A 17,080-nucleotide genomic window follows, 5' to 3' on the forward strand; every position below is an offset into this window, starting at 1 on the left:
AGGTTGCCGAGAGTTTCTCGGCAGCCTTTTATTTTTTTGTCGAAAAGAAAATTTAAAATTGTTTGAAAAAGGGGGTTTCCATTTTTTTATCTCTGTTATATAATACAAACATAGAAAGTTAACTGTTTTATAACAAAGAGTGATCAACTAATCAGCCACGAACATAGAAGCAGCGGGCATGCAAAGAGGGAATGCCGAAAAAATAAGGGCAGTGCTGTTACATAACTTTTTCAAACAGCCATTGCATAACATTCACAAAAACGTATGGGAGGAATCAAAATGACAAACGAACGCGTACAGCAATTACAAGAGCAATGGGAGAATGATAAAAGATGGCAAGGGGTTACTCGTCCGTATTCTGCGGAGGAAGTGATTAAGCTGCGCGGATCTATTGATATTGAACATACATTGGCACGCCGCGGAGCTGAAAAACTATGGAACTATTTAAATACAGAAGACTTCATTAATGCGCTTGGTGCTTTAACTGGAAACCAGGCTGTCCAGCAAGTAAAAGCCGGACTGAAGGCTATTTACTTGAGCGGCTGGCAAGTGGCGGCGGATGCAAACCTTTCTGGTCATATGTATCCGGACCAAAGCTTGTATCCGGCAAACAGTGTGCCGAGCGTAGTCAAGCGCATCAATCAAGCATTGCAGCGCGCCGACCAAATCGCTCACATGGAAGGCGATGACTCCATTGATTACTTTGCGCCGATCGTAGCAGATGCGGAAGCAGGCTTTGGAGGTCAGCTGAACGTATTTGAATTAATGAAGGGCATGATTGAAGCAGGGGCAGCGGGCGTTCACTTTGAAGACCAGCTTTCTTCAGAGAAGAAATGCGGCCATTTAGGAGGAAAGGTGTTGCTTCCAACGAAAACAGCAGTGAAAAATTTGATTGCTGCCCGCCTTGCAGCTGATGTCATGGGAACGCCGACTCTTCTCGTTGCCCGTACAGATGCCAACGCCGCAGATTTGATTACAAGTGATTTTGATCCGGCCGATGCGCCATTCATCACTGGCGAGCGTACACCGGACGGCTTCTACCGTACAAAAGCAGGACTAGATCAAGCGATTGCCCGCGGATTAGCTTATGCTCCGTATGCTGATCTGATCTGGTGCGAAACATCCGAGCCAAACTTGGAAGAAGCCCGCCGTTTTGCAGAAGCCATTCACGAGAAGTTCCCTGGAAAAATGCTTGCGTATAACTGCTCGCCTTCTTTCAACTGGAAAGCGAAGCTTGATGACGAAACGATCGAAACATTCCAAGTAGAGCTTAGCAAAATGGGCTATAAGTTCCAGTTTGTTACATTGGCTGGCTTCCACTCCTTGAACCATAGCATGTTCCAGTTGGCGCTTGGCTACAAAGATCGCGGAATGGGTGCTTACTCCGAGCTGCAGCAAGCGGAATTTGACTCCGAAAAAGACGGCTATACAGCTACCCGCCACCAGCGTGAAGTGGGCACGGGCTACTTCGACCAAGTGTCAATGGTTGTATCCGGCGGCGAATCCTCCACAACTGCGTTGAAAGGTTCAACCGAGGAAGAGCAATTTCAAACACAGGGCTGATTCAACGAGCTGCCTCCATTAATGGAGGCAGCTTTTTTGGAGTTTTTGTTTGAAAAGACCATAAATGGTTTTCTTCGGAATACAAGCTATTTGAATGGACAAAAGCGTGCTAAAATAAAGGCTGGAGAAATCCGTTGGCATATTGCTAGTACGCCTTATTATTTGATAAGATGAATAGTATTGTGACCGTTTTACATTTTTCTTGGAGGTGAAGGGAATTGTCACGAATTTCCGAAGAGCAAGTCAGACACGTCGCTCATCTTGCGCGTCTGGCGGTAACAGATGAAGAAGTAGAAAAATTCACCGCTCAGCTTGACAGTATTATTCAATTTGCTGAGCAGTTAAATGAACTTGATACAACAGGCGTGAAACCGACGTCGCACGTATTAGACATGAAAAACGTACTGCGCGAAGATCAATCCAAGCCGGGGCTGCCGCGTGAAGAAGTATTGAAAAATGCTCCAGATCACGAAGATGGACAAATCCGAGTGCCGGCGATCATTGAGTAAGGAGAGAACGAAATGTCATTATTTAATCATACGTTGACTGAACTTCACGACCTTTTACATAAGAAAGAAATTTCGATCCCTGATTTAGTGGGTGAATCTTATAAAAGAATTGGCGAAGTAGAAGAGAAAGTCAAAGCATTTATTACATTGAATGAAGAAAATGCCCGCAAACAAGCAGAGGCCTTGCAGGCGAAGATTGGTACAGATGAATCTAAAGGGCTGCTGTTTGGAATGCCAATCGGGATTAAAGACAATATTGTCACCAAAGGACTGCGCACAACGAGCGGCAGCCAGATTTTAAATAATTTCGATCCGATTTATGATGCGACTGTGATGAATAAGCTTCAGGACGCGCAGGCCATCACCATCGGAAAATTAAATATGGATGAATTCGCCATGGGGTCATCCACTGAAAATTCCAGCTACCAGAAGACAGCAAATCCATGGGACTTAAGCAGAGTGCCGGGAGGATCATCGGGCGGTTCAGCGGCAGCGGTTGCGGCAGGGGAAGTTCCGTTCTCGCTCGGATCTGATACAGGCGGCTCCATTCGCCAGCCGGCAGCTTTTTGCGGCGTGGTCGGGTTGAAACCGACATATGGCCGTGTTTCCCGTTTCGGCTTGATTGCTTTTGCGTCATCTTTAGACCAAATCGGCCCGCTGACACGCAACGTAGAGGATAACGCCCGTTTGCTGGAGGCTATTTCAGGAGTGGACCCAATGGATGCCACATCGGCTAACGTGCCAGTTGACACTTACTCCGATGCGTTAACAGGCGACATTAAAGGCCTGAAAATTGCGGTGCCGAAAGAGTATTTAGGTGAAGGCGTCGCAGCTGATGTCCGTCAGTCTGTCATGGACGCTTTGAAGGTATTGGAAGGCTTGGGTGCTACATGGGAAGAAGTGTCTCTTCCGCACTCACAATACGGCTTAGCCACTTACTATTTACTTTCTTCTTCAGAAGCATCTTCTAACCTTGCCCGCTTTGACGGCATCCGTTACGGCTATCGGACAGAAAATGCGGAAAGCTTAATCGACCTTTACAAAAACACGCGTGCAGAAGGCTTTGGCGATGAAGTGAAGCGCCGCATCATGCTCGGTACATTTGCTTTAAGCTCCGGCTACTACGATGCCTATTACAAAAAAGCGCAGCAAGTCCGCACGCTGATTAAGAAAGATTTTGAAGACGTATTTGAAAAGTACGATGTCATCATTGGGCCAACAACACCGACACCTGCTTTTAAAATTGGTGAAAATATTGCTGACCCGCTGACAATGTATGCAAACGATATCTTAACGATTCCAGTGAACCTTGCAGGGGTTCCGGGCATTTCCGTGCCATGCGGATTCTCAGGCGGCATGCCGCTGGGTCTGCAAATTATCGGCAAGCACTTTGATGAAAAAACAGTTTACCGCACGGCTTATGCATATGAGCAGGCAACAAATTTTCATCAACAGAAACCATCGCTGTAAGGGGTGACACACATGAACTTTGAAACGGTTATTGGGCTTGAAGTCCACGTAGAATTGAAAACAGAATCAAAAATCTTTTCTTCTGCTCCCGCTCATTTTGGAGCAGAGCCGAACACAAATACAACAGTTATCGATCTTGCCTATCCAGGTGTGCTCCCTGTTTTAAATAAGCAGGCAGTAGAGTTTGCGATGAAAGCGGCTATGGCGTTAAACTGTGAAATTAACACAGAAACGAAATTTGACCGTAAAAATTATTTTTATCCTGACAATCCAAAAGCTTACCAAATTTCCCAATTTGATAAGCCGATTGGCGAAAATGGCTGGATTGAGATTGAAGTCAACGGCGAGAAAAAGAAAATTGGCATTACCCGTCTTCATCTGGAGGAGGATGCCGGAAAATTAACGCATTCCCGGAACGGTTATTCGCTTGTCGACTACAACCGTCAAGGCACGCCGCTTGTTGAAATCGTTTCTGAGCCGGATATTCGCACGCCGGAAGAAGCCTATGCCTATCTTGAAAAGCTGAAATCCATCGTTCAATATACTGAAGTGTCCGACTGTAAGATGGAAGAAGGGTCTCTTCGCTGTGATGCCAACATTTCCCTTCGTCCATACGGTCAGGAAGAGTTCGGTACGAAAACAGAGTTGAAAAACTTAAACTCTTTCAACTTTGTTAGAAAAGGGCTGGAGTATGAAGAAAAGCGCCAGGCAGATGTATTGTCTTCCGGCGGTGTCATCGAACAGGAAACACGCCGCTTTGATGAAGCGACAGGCAAAACCCTGCTTATGCGCGTGAAAGAAGGGTCTGATGACTACCGCTACTTCCCTGAGCCAGATCTAGTCGAATTGTATATTGACGATGAATGGAAAGAGCGTGTCCGCGCTTCTATTCCGGAATTGCCGGATCAGCGGAAAGAACGTTATATGAACGAACTGGGCCTGCCGGCGCATGATGCCAAAGTGCTGACGATCACAAAGGAAATGTCCGACTTTTTCGAAGCGACTGTTCAAGAAGGAGCCGATCCTAAACTGGCTTCTAACTGGCTTATGAGTGAAGTGTCAGCTTACTTGAACGCCGAAGGAAAAGAGTTAGGAGAGGTTGCCCTGACACCACAGAACCTGGCGGCCATGATTGCTTTAATCGAGAAAGGCACGATTTCTTCTAAAATTGCGAAGAAAGTCTTTAAAGAGCTTGTTGAAAACGGCGGTGATCCGGAAACAATCGTCAAGGAAAAAGGACTTGTGCAGATTTCGGATGAAGGGGCCTTGATGCAATTTATTACAGAAGCACTCGATGCGAACCCTCAATCTATCGAAGACTTTAAAAATGGCAAAAGCAAAGCAGTCGGCTTCCTTGTCGGCCAAATCATGAAAGCATCTAAAGGACAAGCCAATCCGTCTGTATTGAATAAATTATTACTTGAAGAAATTAAAAAACGGTAAACCCAAAGCCTCTTAAGCTGTCTGCTTGAGAGGCTTTTTCTTATGAGCGAAGAGCTGATGAGAGGCAGAAGCAAATGAGCGTCGTTCGTAAAGAGATTTTATAGCAGTGTTGCATGAAAGGTTATCTTATCTTCCATGCGATGACCCGGCTTTTATTATTTTGAAATCTCTCATCAAAAAGGAATCCCCTTCATTTGAATCTCTTTCTAAAGCTAAGGCGAGAGGATCTTTGTACAGCAGGGAAAAGTAAATGATTTTGTGGTCTAAACCGGAAAGAGAAAGTTTTAATTCCAAGTTGACTTGTGGGGAATTAAACGTTAATATATACATAACCTATAAAAATAATCGGAATTGAAAGGGGAGCCAATAATGAAAGAGCAGTTTACAGTTATTCCAGGAGCAGAATCGTTTTACTTTGAAGGAAGCGAAATTGGTATCTTGCTGTCCCATGGGTTTATTGGTACGCCGCAAAGTGTGCGGTTTTTGGGGGAAGAGCTTGCAAAGCAGGGCTTTACCGTATTGGCTCCTCGTTTAAAAGGGCATGGCACCCATTACCTTGATATGGAGCCGTGCACGCATGAGGATTGGTATAAGAGCTTGAAGCAAGGATATTTACAGTTGAAAAAGCGCGGAAAAAGAGTGTTTGTGATGGGACAGTCAATGGGTGGGACGTTAGCTCTTAAGCTGGCTGCTCAGCACAAGGATATTGAAGGCATAGTTACCATTAATGCAGCTTTGACGTTGCCTGCCTTTGAATATTTGAAAGCATCACCAGCTCCCCGTTTTATAAAAGAAGGAGCCCCTGACATAAAAAAAGAAGGCGTTCAGGAAATTGCGTATGAACAAGCGCCTGTCCGGGCCATTCGCGAATTGCAGAAATTAATGGCTGAACTTCCTCCGATTATCGGAAGAGTTTCCATTCCAGCTTTATGTATAAAATCAATGACAGATCATGTTGTTCCTCCTGAAAACACGGTTTTCATTTATCGGGCGCTCGCCTCCGAAAACAAACGGCTTGTTACGCTGCCTAACTCCTATCATGTCGCTTCCATGGATTACGATAAGGAGCTCATTGCGGAGCAGGCGGCCCGCTTTATTCATGCTGTTTCTGCGACTTCTTCCTATGTTGCAGTGAAATAACCTTCCGCTCTTGCAGAGCGGGAGGTTATTTTGGTTTCCATCTGCATAAAAAGAGGTAAATATAAAAAGATAAAACAAAGAGGTGAAGATGATGAGAAGAAGTTTGGGGCCACTCGCTATTATTGCCATTATCGTTATTGTATTGGCGGCTATGCTCATAACAAGCTATAACAGCATGGTTGCAAAAGAGGAGGATGTTGACCAAGCTTATGCCCAAGTGGAAAATCAGCTGCAGCGGCGAATGGATTTGATTCCTAATCTAGTGAATACGGTGAAAGGCTTTGCTAGTCATGAAAAAGAAGTGTTAAAAAATGTTTCGGATGCCCGGGCAAAATTAGCCGGAGCCGGATCGCCGCAAGAACAAGCTGAGGCGAATGATGAGCTGTCCGGGGCATTGAGCCGATTGCTGGTCGTTGTTGAAAATTACCCGCAGCTGAAAGCGGACGCTAACTTCAGGCAATTGATGGATGAATTGGCTGGAACGGAAAACCGGTTAGCTGTTGCCCGTCAAGATTACAATGCCCAAGTGGCAGCATACAATAAAAAAGTAAAAAGATTCCCCGGTTCTTTGATGGCAGGAATATTTGGCTTTGATGAAAAAGAGTACTTTAAGGCGGAGGCAGGAGCAAAGGAAGCGCCGAAAGTAGATTTTGAGGGTGTACAGGAATGATGAGAAAAGCTGCTTTCTTTTTGGCAGCAGCGATTCTTTTCATTCAATTGCTTACTTTGCCGGTTTTAGCCGCTCCTGCTCCGCGGGGAGATATTTATGTTCAGGATTTTTCCGGTGTATTGTCCGCTGAACAAAAAGCTGAACTGATCCAGCTGGGCCGGCAGCTTGAAGATGCTACCACTGCTCAAGTGGCTGTTCTGATTGTGCCCACGACGGAAGGAAAGCCAATCACTCAATATGCCAATGAAGCCTTTCGGCAATATGGCCTGGGAAGAGAAACGGACAATAACGGAGTGCTGCTCGTTTTGACAACAGAAAAGGAAGAAGGGAAGCGGCACATTCAGGTAGAGGTTGGCTATGGACTGGAAGGAGCGCTGCCGGATGGCAAGGTTGGCCGGATTTTAGATGAATACGCGACGCCTTATCTGAAAAATGAAGAGCCGGCTAAGGCGGTGATGAATACTTATAAAGCTCTGTACAACGAAACAGCTGCTGAATATGGCTGGGATGGCCATGCAGCAGAGGCAATGCCTTATGCTGGGGATGAAGGCATAGGGATTTCTCCGCTTTTGCTTATTGTTATTGCTGCCATCGTGATTTTTTTGGATATGAAATTTTTTGGCGGCTTTTTAACTCAAATTTTTCTTGTCTTTTTGTCCCGCGGAGGCGGCGGAGGCGGAAGCCGTGGCGGGGGAGGCGGCTCATCCGGAGGCGGTGGAGCCGGCCGGAATTGGTGAGGTGAAATATCAGGGAGAAGGGGTGACTCTACAAAAGAGTCACCCGTTTTTTGTTGTGCTTTCGCAGGCATGCTCTTTAATTGTTTCAATCAACAGAGCTGCTGCCTGCTCAATTTCTTTTTCTGTCACATTCAGCGGCGGAAGAAGACGGATCGTATTCGTGCCGGCCGTTAGAATGAGCAGTCCTTTTTGGCGCGCTGCCGAGAGGAGCGGCGCAGCTTCTGCAGTTAGCTCTATGCCAATCATTAAGCCTTTGCCTTTTAGCCTTTTCACTTGCGGAACAGAAGAGAGGGCTTCTGCGAGCAAGGAAGAAAGCTTCTCTCCTTTTTGTTTTACCTGTGACAAAAAGCTTTCATCAAAGATGGTTTCAAGCGTTGCTTTCGCTGCGGCAAGAGAGATAGGGTTGCCGCCGAATGTGGAGCCGTGCGATCCTGGCGAAAATGCTTCAGCCAATTCTTTTTTGCCGATGATAGCGCCGAGGGGCAGGCCGCTGGCAATGCCTTTCGCGCTGGAAACAATATCGGGGTCAAGGCCGATATGCTGGAAGGCAAACGGTTTGCCTGTGCGTCCGATACCCGTTTGGACCTCATCCACAATAACAAGAGAGCCGTTTTTATGAGCCCATTCTTCTGCCTGGCGCAAAAACTCCGGGTTGCCGGTGTTGAGTCCGCCTTCTCCTTGAATTACCTCAAACATAACAGCCGCCGTTTCTGTATCCAATGCTTCTTTCAATGCTTTTAGATCATTGAAAGGCACATACTCGAACTTTTCGAGCATGGGGCCGAATCCGGTTTTGATCTTTTCCTGGCCTGTTGCTGCCATCGTACCGAATGTGCGTCCATGGAAGGAATCAACAAATGTGATGATTTTAGATCGTCCGGTTGCTTTGCGTGCCAGTTTGATGGCTGCTTCATTCGCCTCTGCTCCGCTATTTGCAAAAAAGACTAAATCAAGCCCTGAGGCATCTGTTAATTGTTTAGCTACTTCCTCCTGCAATTCAATTTGAAAGAGGTTGGATGTATGCCAAAACTTTTCAAGCTGGTCATTCACCGCCTGTTTTACGTGATCAGGCACATGCCCGAGATTGCATACGCTGATCCCGGTTGTAAAATCTAAATATGTTTTTCCATTTTTGTCTGTCAGCCATGCTCCTTTGGCCGACACAGGCGTTACATCCCAGCGGGCATAAGTCGGAAACAAATTGCTCATACTGTTATCTTCTCCTTCACAAATTTTGTTCCAAGCCATTGACCTTGTTCATAAAAGGCTTTTTTTCCGGAAACGATATGCACGCTTTGCACATGATCGGAAAAAGCCTTTAAGGCAGAATGGACTTTCGGAATCATTCCGCCGCTAATGACTCCCTCATCAATAAGTGCTTTCGTTTCTGTTTCAGTAAGCGTCGGCACAAGCTTTCCGTTTTTTAAGACGCCGTCCACATCGGTCACCATAAGAAAGTGATCCGCCTGCAGGGCATTGGCTACCGCACAGGCAGCGTGGTCTGCATTAATATTCAATACTGTGCCGTCCGGACCTGCCGCGAGCGGAGTCATCACAGGAAGCAGCTGCTCCCCGCATAATAGCTGAATCAAGCGGCTATTCACGGCTGTTATATCTCCAACGTAACCGAGCTGCTCTTGATCAATAAAGTCGGCCTCAAGCAGTCGGTTGTCACTGGAATTTAAACCGATTGCCGGGATTCCGTGTTTTTCAAGCAGTCTGACAAGCTGGCGGTTTAAGCTGCCGGCAAGAGCCAGTTCGGCTGTTTGAAGTACTTGTTCGGATGTCACACGCAGCCCGTTTTTAAATTCTGTTTTCACTTGCAGCGCTTCAAGCATAGAGTTGATCTCAGGACCGCCGCCATGTACAAATACGATCGCATAGCCTTGCTCCTTTAGTTCCTTCATGCTATCAAAAAAGGCTTCCGATAATTCCCCCAATACACTGCCGCCGCATTTTACCACGATCGTTTTCATAAGCTCCTCCTTGTAAAAAGCCAGCAAGGAGCCAACGTCTGCAGGCTCCCTGTATAAGACAAATTATGTTCTGTAGCTGGCGTTAATCTTGATATAGTCGTAAGAAAGGTCGCATCCCCAAGCGAAGCCATGGCCTTCACCTAAATGCAGGTTGACGGTAATTTTAATTTCTTCTCCTTTTAAGTAAGCAATGACTTCTTCTTCTGAATAGTCGGCTACTTCACTTTGAGAGAGGATAAGATGATCGCCGATAGAGATATCGATGGTGTCAGGATTGACTTCAATATCGCTGTAGCCGACAGCGCTAATAATTCTCCCCCAGTTGGCATCCGCTCCATAGACCGCTGTTTTGACCAAGTTGGAACCGACAACTTCCTTGGCGGCCTTCTTGGCTTCTTCATCCGATGCGGCACCTAGAACTTCCACTTCAACAAGCTTTGTAGCCCCTTCGCCGTCACGGGCAATTTTTTTGGCAAGCTGTTCACTGACTTGATGCAGCATTGAAAGGAAGACCGTCCACTCCGGATGATCAGGGGAGAGCGGCGCATTGCCAGCCAGCCCGTTGGCCATCACCACGACTGTGTCATTAGTTGAAGTGTCGCCGTCAACGGTAATTTGGTTGAACGTTTGGTCTGTAATTTCGCTTAATGCCGTTTGCAAATGGACAGAAGAAATAGCTGCATCTGTTGTCACATACGCAAGCATGGTCGCCATGTTTGGATTGATCATCCCGGAACCTTTGGCAGCTCCGCCCATTGTGACAGTTTTGCCGTCAATGGTCGCCTGTACAGCCCACTTTTTTGTAGCCAGGTCCGTTGTTAAAATAGCGGATTCGAATTGTTCGGCCGCGGCTGCTTCAGGCACCGGATGCAAACTGGAAATTCCGGCTTTTATTTTATCCATTTTTAAATATTCACCGATGACCCCGGTTGAGGAAACAGCGATCAAGTGTTCAGGAATATTTAAATGCTCTGCCAGCCATGCACGTGTTTGATAAGCATCAGCTAGTCCTTGCTTGCCGGTGCAGGCATTGGCACAGGCGCTATTGACCAAGATGGCCTGCAGCTTATTTTCCACTGACAGGCTGTCTTGTGTTACTTTGATCGGGGCAGCTTGAAAGTGGCTTGTCGTATAGACAGCGGCACTTTCGGCAGGAACTTCACTGAAAATAACCCCTAAGTCATTTTTAGAATGGCGCAAGCCCGCATGTACGCCGGCAGCGGAAAATCCTTTTGGCGAGATAATGGAGCCTTGCGGCAATGTTTGAATATGGACCGTTTCTTTAATGGCATTCATAATAGGAACCTCCTAAAAGTGGATTATGGATAGATCGGGAATCCTTTCAAGCCGGCAGTCTCCTCAAAACCAAACATCAAATTGGCATTCTGAATGGCCTGGCCTGCTGCTCCCTTCATTAAGTTATCTATAACTGACACAATAGTGACTCGATTCGTGCGTTCATCAACAGTTATTCCAATATCGCAGAAGTTCGAGCCTGCTACTTCTTTGACTCCCGGAAACTCGCCGAGCGGCCGGACTCTGACGAAAACGTCATCTGCATAGGCTTCTTCGTATAACTGGTGCAGTTCAGTCGCTGTCATTGTTTTTTTCAGCTGAGCATACATTGTTGTCATAATTCCTCGGGTGATAGGCAAAAGGTGAGTAGAGAAAGTAACAGGGCTGACCTTGTGATCCCAAAGAAGCAGCTGCTGTTCAATCTCAGGAATGTGCTGGTGCTGATTTACCTTGTAGATTTTAAAGTTATCGTTCATTTCCGCAAAGTGAACAGCAAGGGAAAGGCCGCGGCCAGCACCGGATACACCTGATTTAGCGTCAATGATAATCCCTGCTTCGTCAATGACTTCTCCCTGAATCGCCGGAGCCAGACCGAGCAAGGCAGCTGTCGGATAACAGCCTGGATTGGACAAGAGATTTGCTCTTTTGACAGCTTCTCTGTTCCATTCTGTTAAGCCATAGACCGCTTGATTTAACGTGTGAAGATCAGCCGGAGTTTTTTTGTACCACTTTTCGTAATGTTCTGGATTTTTCAGGCGCAAGTCGCCGGATAAATCAATCACTTTCGTGTTATTTTTCAAAAGCTTAGGCGATAGAGCGGAAGAAGCTCCAGAAGGAACTGCCAGAAAAACGGCATCGCATTCGCTTGTGATTTCTTCAGGATCAATTTTCATTAAAGGCAAAGGACAAATATCTTTCAAATGGGGATAATCTTCTGTTGCTGGCACCTGATCTTTGCTTGATGAATAGACAGAATGAAGGGAAAAGTCTGGATGATTGGATAAAAGGCGTATAAGCTCAATTCCTCCATACCCAGTAGCCCCAATAACTGCAGCTTTCATTGTAGCCTCCTGTTGTATTTTTATTTATAAAAACTTATAAATATTAATAATTTTTTATAATTATAAAGTGGTTGCTGAATTAAATCAACCACTTTTAGAAAAAAGCCGCACTTTATGAGATAATAAGAAGAGCCATTCAGTTTATGGATCATTGCCTGTTTTTTGCGCTGTTCATAACTGTGGCCCTGTTCCTGTCAGGCAGGATGCTTAGGCGGAGCGGTCAAGGAGACTCTGACAAATTGCTTTAGATAAACAAGAGTGACTGTCTATCCGGCTGAAAATCTTCATAGAGCTTGACAAATCAGGAGAGAATAAAGGATTTCTGGAAAGAATAGCGAATAACAAAGAAGAAGTAACGAGGCTTCTTAATCAATAAATGGAGGAAAAGACCATGGATTTGATGGATTGGTTTCAAAAGGGTATCCCGGCAGATGAATACATGAAACAGATGAAAGAAAATAAGGAAAGAGTTCAACAAATTCAATCCTCTTTTCATATTCAAAAAGACGAAGCTTCTTTTTTAACAGGTTTGCAGGCAGAGCCGTTGAAAGTGATTGTGCTTACGGAGGATTGGTGCGGCGATGCTATGCTGAATGTGCCGATTCTGCTTGAAATTGCCCGTCATGCCGGCATGGAAGTTCGCTTTTTATATAGAGACGAAAACTTAGAGCTGATGGATCAATATTTGACAAATGGAACGTCCCGGGCAATACCGATTTTCATCTTTATAAACGAGCAGGGAGAAGAAAAGGCTGTTTGGGGACCGCGTGCCCAAGCGCTGCAGGAACTGGTAAACAGCAAGCGCTCCAGTCTTCCGCCGCTCGATCATGAAGAGTTTGCGGAAAAGCAGAAGGAAATGTATAAGGAATTGCAGGATGCGTTTCTTACTAAAAGGGAATTGTGGCAGGAAGTATACCGGAGCATTAAAACAGCCTTAGCTGAGCGGCTGTTTTAACGGCCTCTTTCAAAAGGCTTTCGGAAGTTTTTCCGGAGGCCTTTTTGCTGTGTCCGATTTTACTGCTAAGCCCGTTTTGTTCGGCTCCCCGCTGCCGGCCGCTCGTGCAATATGGCCCAACCTTTCTTTTTGCCAAACTTCCTGCGGGAAACAATCCGGTTTCCATGTTACGATAAACAAAAGAAAGAAGAAGGTGGACATATGGATGCTGTATCAGCATATTTGGAACAGCTGAAAATGAACAAAGAACAACCAAGCTTAAATTATTTGCAGCGGCTTATCCAGCATCATTTGTCGCTGATTCCCTATGAAACATTCAGCAAATTTCATTACTTTACGAAACATGGCTGCCGCGTGCCGGGGTTTGCGCAATTTGCCGTTAATCTTACGAACAGAGGATGGGGCGGCACTTGTTATTCATTGAATATGAACTTTGCCCGCCTGCTTAAGGAATTGGGCTTTTCCTGTTCATTTGTCCGTGTGCTTCCTGGGCATGCAGCCATTATGGTTCATATGGGCGACCGTCATTTTTATGTGGATGTTGGCTACGGTTCGCCCATTACCCGCCCGATTGAGTTAAACAGCCGCCCGAGGCATGTGCTTCACGGGTTTGGAGAAGAAATTATTTTCACAAGCCGCAATGAGCAGATATTCCAGCTTGAACGGCGATCGCATGGAAAAACATTTGTAACGAAGCAGATCGTTTGGGAGCCGTTGACAGAAGAAGATTTACAGCAGGATATTGCGGCCTCTTATAAGGACTGCAGCAGTAATATTACGATGCGAAGAATCTCGGCCGTCCGCTTTCAAGGAAACAATTGTTATTTTTTGCGAAATCAAACCCTGAAAGTAATCAATTACCGGGATATTCGGGAGTATCATTTTCGTGAACAGACTCCCTGGCTGCGCACTGTGGCGGAGGCTTTCCAGATTGACGAAAAGGGAATAGAGGAGTCGCTGGCGTTTTTGAATGAGCGAGGTGTTCATTTGTTTACAAAATAGCCAAAAATTGAGAAATAGCTTTTTTACGAAAAAAGTAGTAAGATATAAGGCGGAATGTAAGTGGTAAAATTAAACATGATCATAAATGAGACTGGGATGGATAGAGATGAAAAGAGCACGAATTATTTATAATCCTACTTCAGGGCGCGAACTGTTTAAGAAGCATTTGCCGGAGGTGCTGCAAAAGCTTGAGGAAGCCGGCTATGAAACGTCTGCCCATGCGACTACTAGTTCAGGTGATGCAACAAGAGCGGCTGAAATAGCTGTAGAGCGCCGGTTTGATGTAGTGATTGCAGCTGGCGGTGACGGAACGTTGAATGAAGTCGTCAACGGTTTAGCGGGAAAGGATTATCGCCCGAAATTCGGCGTGATTCCGATGGGGACAACCAATGATTTTGCCCGGGCCCTGCAGATCCCCCGCGACATTGATGGAGCTGTAGATGTGATTACAGCCGGGAAAACCATCCCGGTCGATATTGGACGAATGAATGATAAATACTTTATTAATATCGCTGGCGGCGGCCGTTTGACTGAGCTGACATACGAAGTGCCGAGCAAGCTAAAAACGATGATCGGCCAGCTGGCTTACTATTTAAAAGGGATTGAAATGCTTCCTTCCATTAAAGCCTCTGAAGTGACGATTGAATATGATGGCAAGTTATTCGAGGGAGAGGTTATGCTGTTTTTAATCGGGCTGACCAATTCTGTCGGCGGCTTTGAGAAGCTGGCGCCTGATTCTTCTGTCAACGATGGCTTGTTTTCCTTATTGATTTTAAAGAAAACGAATTTGGCGGAGTTTATTCGGATTGCTACGCTTGCCCTGCGTGGAGAGCATTTAAATGACCCGCATGTGATTTACACAAAGGCGAACCGCATTAAAGTGCACGCGCCAGAAAAGGTGCTGCTGAATCTTGATGGCGAGCCGGGCGGCACACTGCCGGCAGACTTTGAAAATTTATATCGCCACTTGGAAGTGTTTGTTCCGGTTGACCAGCTGCGTCCGCAAGACCGAATTTATTAAAAAGAATGAACAAAAGAGGTTCGGAATCAAATCATGCCGAACCTCTTTCTATTTTTTAAAGATCCTTTTCAAGCTATTCGAGAGAAAGATAGACCTCTTCGAATTGCTGATTCAGACCATTTTCGGACCCCGCCAAGTCATCAATAAAAGAAAAATCAACCGCTGCCTCCGCTTTGCGAACCAGACAATTGTTTCCATTGGATTCCGTTGAATGGGAGTGTGCTTCGAAAGCATCTTCATCACCTCAAGCGTTTTATTTACTTTAAAACAGGTAATCATTATACGGCTACCCTAACTTTGTAAAGAATGGAAGGCGCGAAGACTCCTGCGGGATCACCGCCCGCCCGCAGAAAGCGAAGCAGCCTGGAATGGAAATCAACAGCCCCCATCTACAAGCAAAAGAAAAAGACTGCGGACCACAACTTCAATTTTCATTGAGTTTGTCTACAGTCCGAAACTGCCGAAACATTCGGCAGTTTTTTGTTTTGTACCCATAGCGGCGGGCAATCACATAAAGATGAATATTGCCTATTCTTTTTGTCGGAATTTATGATACAATAGCAAAGTCGGAAAATAGTTACCTAGGTAATTAAAGGAGAAGGTGTATGGAATTACATGTTTTGTTTCACTCGGTTCATCAATTGTCCAGGCAAATTATGAAGCGCAACAATACCGTTTTGCAGAAATACGGCCTTTACAGTGCGCAATGGTCTGTGCTGTATGTGCTGATGCAGCAGGGCAGGCTGACACAAAAAGAGCTAAGTGAGTACTTAGCGGTGGAAGCACCGCCAATGACCCGGACGATCCAGCGCCTTGTCAAGCAAGGGTACGTGAGGCAAGTGCCGGGTGAAGATAAGCGGATGAAGTTTATCGAGCTGACCGAACTGGCACAAAAAGAGTATCCGGTTTGGGAAAAGGCTGTGCTGGAAATGAACGAGCAAACCATCAAAGGGTTTTCAAAAGAACATCAGCGGCAATTGCAGCAGCTGATGGCAGAGTGGCTATCTTCATTGGAAAGTCAGCAAGGAGAGGAAGAAAAGAAATGAATAAAGAGCCATTATGGACGAAGGATTTTATCAGTGTATCAGCGAGCAATTTCTTTTTGTTCGTTGCTTTTTATTTTTTATTGGTGACCATGCCGGTATATGCTCTTCAATCATTAGGGGGAAGTTCAGCACAGGCAGGGCTGCTGACAACATTTTTTCTTATTTCGGCGATTATTGTTCGTCCTTTTGCCGGGCAGTGGATTGAGAAGTTCGGCAAAAAGGCGGTTCTCATCAGCTCACAAATCATTTTTCTCGGGGCTTCATTATTGTACTTTTTCCCTGATACACTCGGTATGATGCTAGCGGTCCGGTTCATTCACGGCATTGGGTTCGGGATGGCGACAACGGCTACAGGAGCCATGGTTGCTGAAATTATTCCCGGTTCCCGGCGCGGGGAAGGAATGGGTTATTATGTGATGTCAACGAACTTGGCGATGGTTATCGGTCCTTTTTTGGGTCTGACAGTGATGCAATCGCTGGGAAATACGGCGATGTTTGCGATTAATGCAGCAATCGCCTGTTTAGCTGTGACAGCTGGTCTAGTTATTCATACCGATGAGCAGAAACAATCTGTTCCTGTTGTCTCCATTTTTCAATTGAAATTCAATCTGCGGGATTTGTTTGAGTTTTCGGCGATGCCGATCGCTCTTGTCGGCGGGTTTTTTTCAATTATATACGCTTCTTTGCTATCATTCGTTTCGGTGTATGCAGAGGAGCTGCACATTAGCGGCGTAGCTAGTTACTTTTTTGTTGTATATGCCGTGGTCTTGTTGATGTCACGGCCATTCACCGGCAGATGGTTTGACCGGTACGGGGCACATGCGATTGTCTATCCGTCTATCCTTCTGTTTGCTGCAGGGATGTTTGTGCTGAGTCAGACAGAAACGGCTCTTGTGTTTCTTGTGGCAGCCGGAATGATCGGACTGGGCTGGGGCACGTTGTTTCCAAGCTTTCAAACCATTGCGATTCAAGAAGCACCGCCTAAGAAAAAAGCCTTGGCTACAGCAACCTTTTTATCCATTTATGATTTAGGCATCGGTGCCGGTTCATTTATTATCGGCTGGGCTGTAACAGGCATGAGCTTCAGCACACTGTATTTGTCCTGTTCGGCATATGTCGCTGCCGGTTTGGCCGTTTATTTTCTGTTGCAGGGCCGCCGCAAGCAGAAAAGCCGGCAAACTATTTGATGGG

Annotated in this window: 16 protein-coding genes; 12 read left to right on the forward strand and 4 right to left on the reverse strand. The window is 45.9% G+C overall.

What is annotated here, in order from left to right:
• The first annotated feature begins 279 nt into the window (after positions 1-279).
• From aceA to B1A98_RS16155, 7 genes are all read left to right on the forward strand, one after another.
• The gene (gene aceA / locus B1A98_RS16125) at positions 280-1,563 is read left to right on the forward strand and encodes an isocitrate lyase (protein ID WP_063383814.1); all 1,284 of its coding nucleotides are present in this window, start codon (positions 280-282) and stop codon (positions 1,561-1,563) included.
• A 218-nt stretch (positions 1,564-1,781) separates the two neighbouring features.
• Complete coding sequence (gatC, locus tag B1A98_RS16130) at positions 1,782-2,072, forward strand: Asp-tRNA(Asn)/Glu-tRNA(Gln) amidotransferase subunit GatC (RefSeq protein WP_041101140.1); 291 nt, start codon at positions 1,782-1,784, stop codon at positions 2,070-2,072.
• Positions 2,073-2,084: 12 nt separating this feature from the next.
• A complete protein-coding gene (gatA, locus tag B1A98_RS16135; RefSeq protein WP_063383815.1) occupies positions 2,085-3,542 on the forward strand; it encodes an Asp-tRNA(Asn)/Glu-tRNA(Gln) amidotransferase subunit GatA in 1,458 nt (485 codons plus the stop codon).
• A gap of 12 nt (positions 3,543-3,554) precedes the next feature.
• Positions 3,555-4,985, forward strand: a complete 1,431-nt coding sequence (gene gatB, locus B1A98_RS16140; RefSeq protein ID WP_041101144.1) for an Asp-tRNA(Asn)/Glu-tRNA(Gln) amidotransferase subunit GatB — start codon at positions 3,555-3,557, stop codon at positions 4,983-4,985.
• Positions 4,986-5,354: 369 nt separating this feature from the next.
• Positions 5,355-6,125 carry an alpha/beta hydrolase gene (locus B1A98_RS16145; RefSeq protein WP_063383816.1) on the forward strand — a complete coding sequence of 257 codons (771 nt, stop codon included), beginning with the start codon at positions 5,355-5,357 and terminating at the stop codon, positions 6,123-6,125.
• Positions 6,126-6,216: 91 nt separating this feature from the next.
• Complete coding sequence (locus tag B1A98_RS16150) at positions 6,217-6,795, forward strand: LemA family protein (protein WP_041101148.1); 579 nt, start codon at positions 6,217-6,219, stop codon at positions 6,793-6,795.
• Positions 6,795-7,532, forward strand: coding sequence for a TPM domain-containing protein (locus B1A98_RS16155; protein ID WP_063383848.1), 738 nt, complete (start codon positions 6,795-6,797; stop codon positions 7,530-7,532). The genes B1A98_RS16150 and B1A98_RS16155 overlap by 1 nt, the downstream gene beginning before the upstream one ends.
• A gap of 39 nt (positions 7,533-7,571) precedes the next feature.
• On the opposite strand, the gene B1A98_RS16160 is transcribed toward B1A98_RS16155, so the two are convergent.
• The 4 genes from B1A98_RS16160 to argC form a co-directional block, all read right to left on the reverse strand.
• Positions 7,572-8,741 (reverse strand): acetylornithine transaminase, encoded by a 1,170-nt coding sequence (locus B1A98_RS16160; protein WP_063383817.1) that lies wholly within the window; start codon positions 8,739-8,741, stop codon positions 7,572-7,574.
• Positions 8,738-9,508, reverse strand: coding sequence for an acetylglutamate kinase (argB, locus tag B1A98_RS16165; protein ID WP_063383818.1), 771 nt, complete (start codon positions 9,506-9,508; stop codon positions 8,738-8,740). The genes B1A98_RS16160 and argB overlap by 4 nt, the downstream gene beginning before the upstream one ends.
• Positions 9,509-9,571: 63 nt before the next feature.
• Positions 9,572-10,804, reverse strand: coding sequence for a bifunctional ornithine acetyltransferase/N-acetylglutamate synthase (gene argJ / locus B1A98_RS16170; protein ID WP_063383819.1), 1,233 nt, complete (start codon positions 10,802-10,804; stop codon positions 9,572-9,574).
• Between the two features lie 23 nt (positions 10,805-10,827).
• Positions 10,828-11,865 carry an N-acetyl-gamma-glutamyl-phosphate reductase gene (gene argC / locus B1A98_RS16175; RefSeq protein ID WP_063383820.1) on the reverse strand — a complete coding sequence of 346 codons (1,038 nt, stop codon included), beginning with the start codon at positions 11,863-11,865 and terminating at the stop codon, positions 10,828-10,830.
• 391 nt (positions 11,866-12,256) lie between these two features.
• Here argC and B1A98_RS16180 point away from each other — a divergent pair, with 391 nt between their 5' ends.
• From B1A98_RS16180 to B1A98_RS16205, 5 genes are all read left to right on the forward strand, one after another.
• Positions 12,257-12,820 carry a thioredoxin family protein gene (locus B1A98_RS16180; RefSeq protein ID WP_063383821.1) on the forward strand — a complete coding sequence of 188 codons (564 nt, stop codon included), beginning with the start codon at positions 12,257-12,259 and terminating at the stop codon, positions 12,818-12,820.
• 201 nt (positions 12,821-13,021) lie between these two features.
• Complete coding sequence (locus B1A98_RS16190) at positions 13,022-13,822, forward strand: arylamine N-acetyltransferase (protein WP_041101162.1); 801 nt, start codon at positions 13,022-13,024, stop codon at positions 13,820-13,822.
• Positions 13,823-13,928: 106 nt separating this feature from the next.
• The gene (locus tag B1A98_RS16195) at positions 13,929-14,843 is read left to right on the forward strand and encodes a diacylglycerol kinase (protein WP_063383823.1); all 915 of its coding nucleotides are present in this window, start codon (positions 13,929-13,931) and stop codon (positions 14,841-14,843) included.
• A gap of 605 nt (positions 14,844-15,448) precedes the next feature.
• Positions 15,449-15,889, forward strand: a complete 441-nt coding sequence (locus B1A98_RS16200) for a MarR family winged helix-turn-helix transcriptional regulator (protein WP_041101166.1) — start codon at positions 15,449-15,451, stop codon at positions 15,887-15,889.
• Entirely contained in the window at positions 15,886-17,076 is a 1,191-nt protein-coding gene (locus B1A98_RS16205) for an MFS transporter (RefSeq protein ID WP_063383824.1), read from the forward strand. Before B1A98_RS16200 ends, B1A98_RS16205 begins: the two co-directional genes overlap by 4 nt.
• Positions 17,077-17,080: the final 4 nt, after the last annotated feature.

It is taken from the genome of Pseudobacillus badius, assembly GCF_002189605.1.
Taxonomy (GTDB): domain Bacteria; phylum Bacillota; class Bacilli; order Bacillales; family Domibacillaceae; genus Pseudobacillus; species Pseudobacillus badius.

Bases quoted from the DNA above. Each gene is read 5' to 3' on its own strand.
- argB (WP_063383818.1), bottom strand. From the start codon at position 9,508: ATGAAAACGATCGTGGTAAAATGCGGCGGCAGTGTATTGGGGGAATTA.
- B1A98_RS16195 (WP_063383823.1), top strand. From the start codon at position 13,929: ATGAAAAGAGCACGAATTATTTATAATCCTACTTCAGGGCGCGAACTG.
- gatA (WP_063383815.1), top strand. From the start codon at position 2,085: ATGTCATTATTTAATCATACGTTGACTGAACTTCACGACCTTTTACAT.
- argC (WP_063383820.1), bottom strand. From the start codon at position 11,865: ATGAAAGCTGCAGTTATTGGGGCTACTGGGTATGGAGGAATTGAGCTT.
- gatB (WP_041101144.1), top strand. From the start codon at position 3,555: ATGAACTTTGAAACGGTTATTGGGCTTGAAGTCCACGTAGAATTGAAA.
- B1A98_RS16180 (WP_063383821.1), top strand. From the start codon at position 12,257: ATGGATTTGATGGATTGGTTTCAAAAGGGTATCCCGGCAGATGAATAC.
- B1A98_RS16160 (WP_063383817.1), bottom strand. From the start codon at position 8,741: ATGAGCAATTTGTTTCCGACTTATGCCCGCTGGGATGTAACGCCTGTG.
- aceA (WP_063383814.1), top strand. From the start codon at position 280: ATGACAAACGAACGCGTACAGCAATTACAAGAGCAATGGGAGAATGAT.
- B1A98_RS16190 (WP_041101162.1), top strand. From the start codon at position 13,022: ATGGATGCTGTATCAGCATATTTGGAACAGCTGAAAATGAACAAAGAA.
- argJ (WP_063383819.1), bottom strand. From the start codon at position 10,804: ATGAATGCCATTAAAGAAACGGTCCATATTCAAACATTGCCGCAAGGC.
- B1A98_RS16200 (WP_041101166.1), top strand. From the start codon at position 15,449: ATGGAATTACATGTTTTGTTTCACTCGGTTCATCAATTGTCCAGGCAA.
- B1A98_RS16155 (WP_063383848.1), top strand. From the start codon at position 6,795: ATGAGAAAAGCTGCTTTCTTTTTGGCAGCAGCGATTCTTTTCATTCAA.
- B1A98_RS16205 (WP_063383824.1), top strand. From the start codon at position 15,886: ATGAATAAAGAGCCATTATGGACGAAGGATTTTATCAGTGTATCAGCG.
- B1A98_RS16145 (WP_063383816.1), top strand. From the start codon at position 5,355: ATGAAAGAGCAGTTTACAGTTATTCCAGGAGCAGAATCGTTTTACTTT.
- B1A98_RS16150 (WP_041101148.1), top strand. From the start codon at position 6,217: ATGAGAAGAAGTTTGGGGCCACTCGCTATTATTGCCATTATCGTTATT.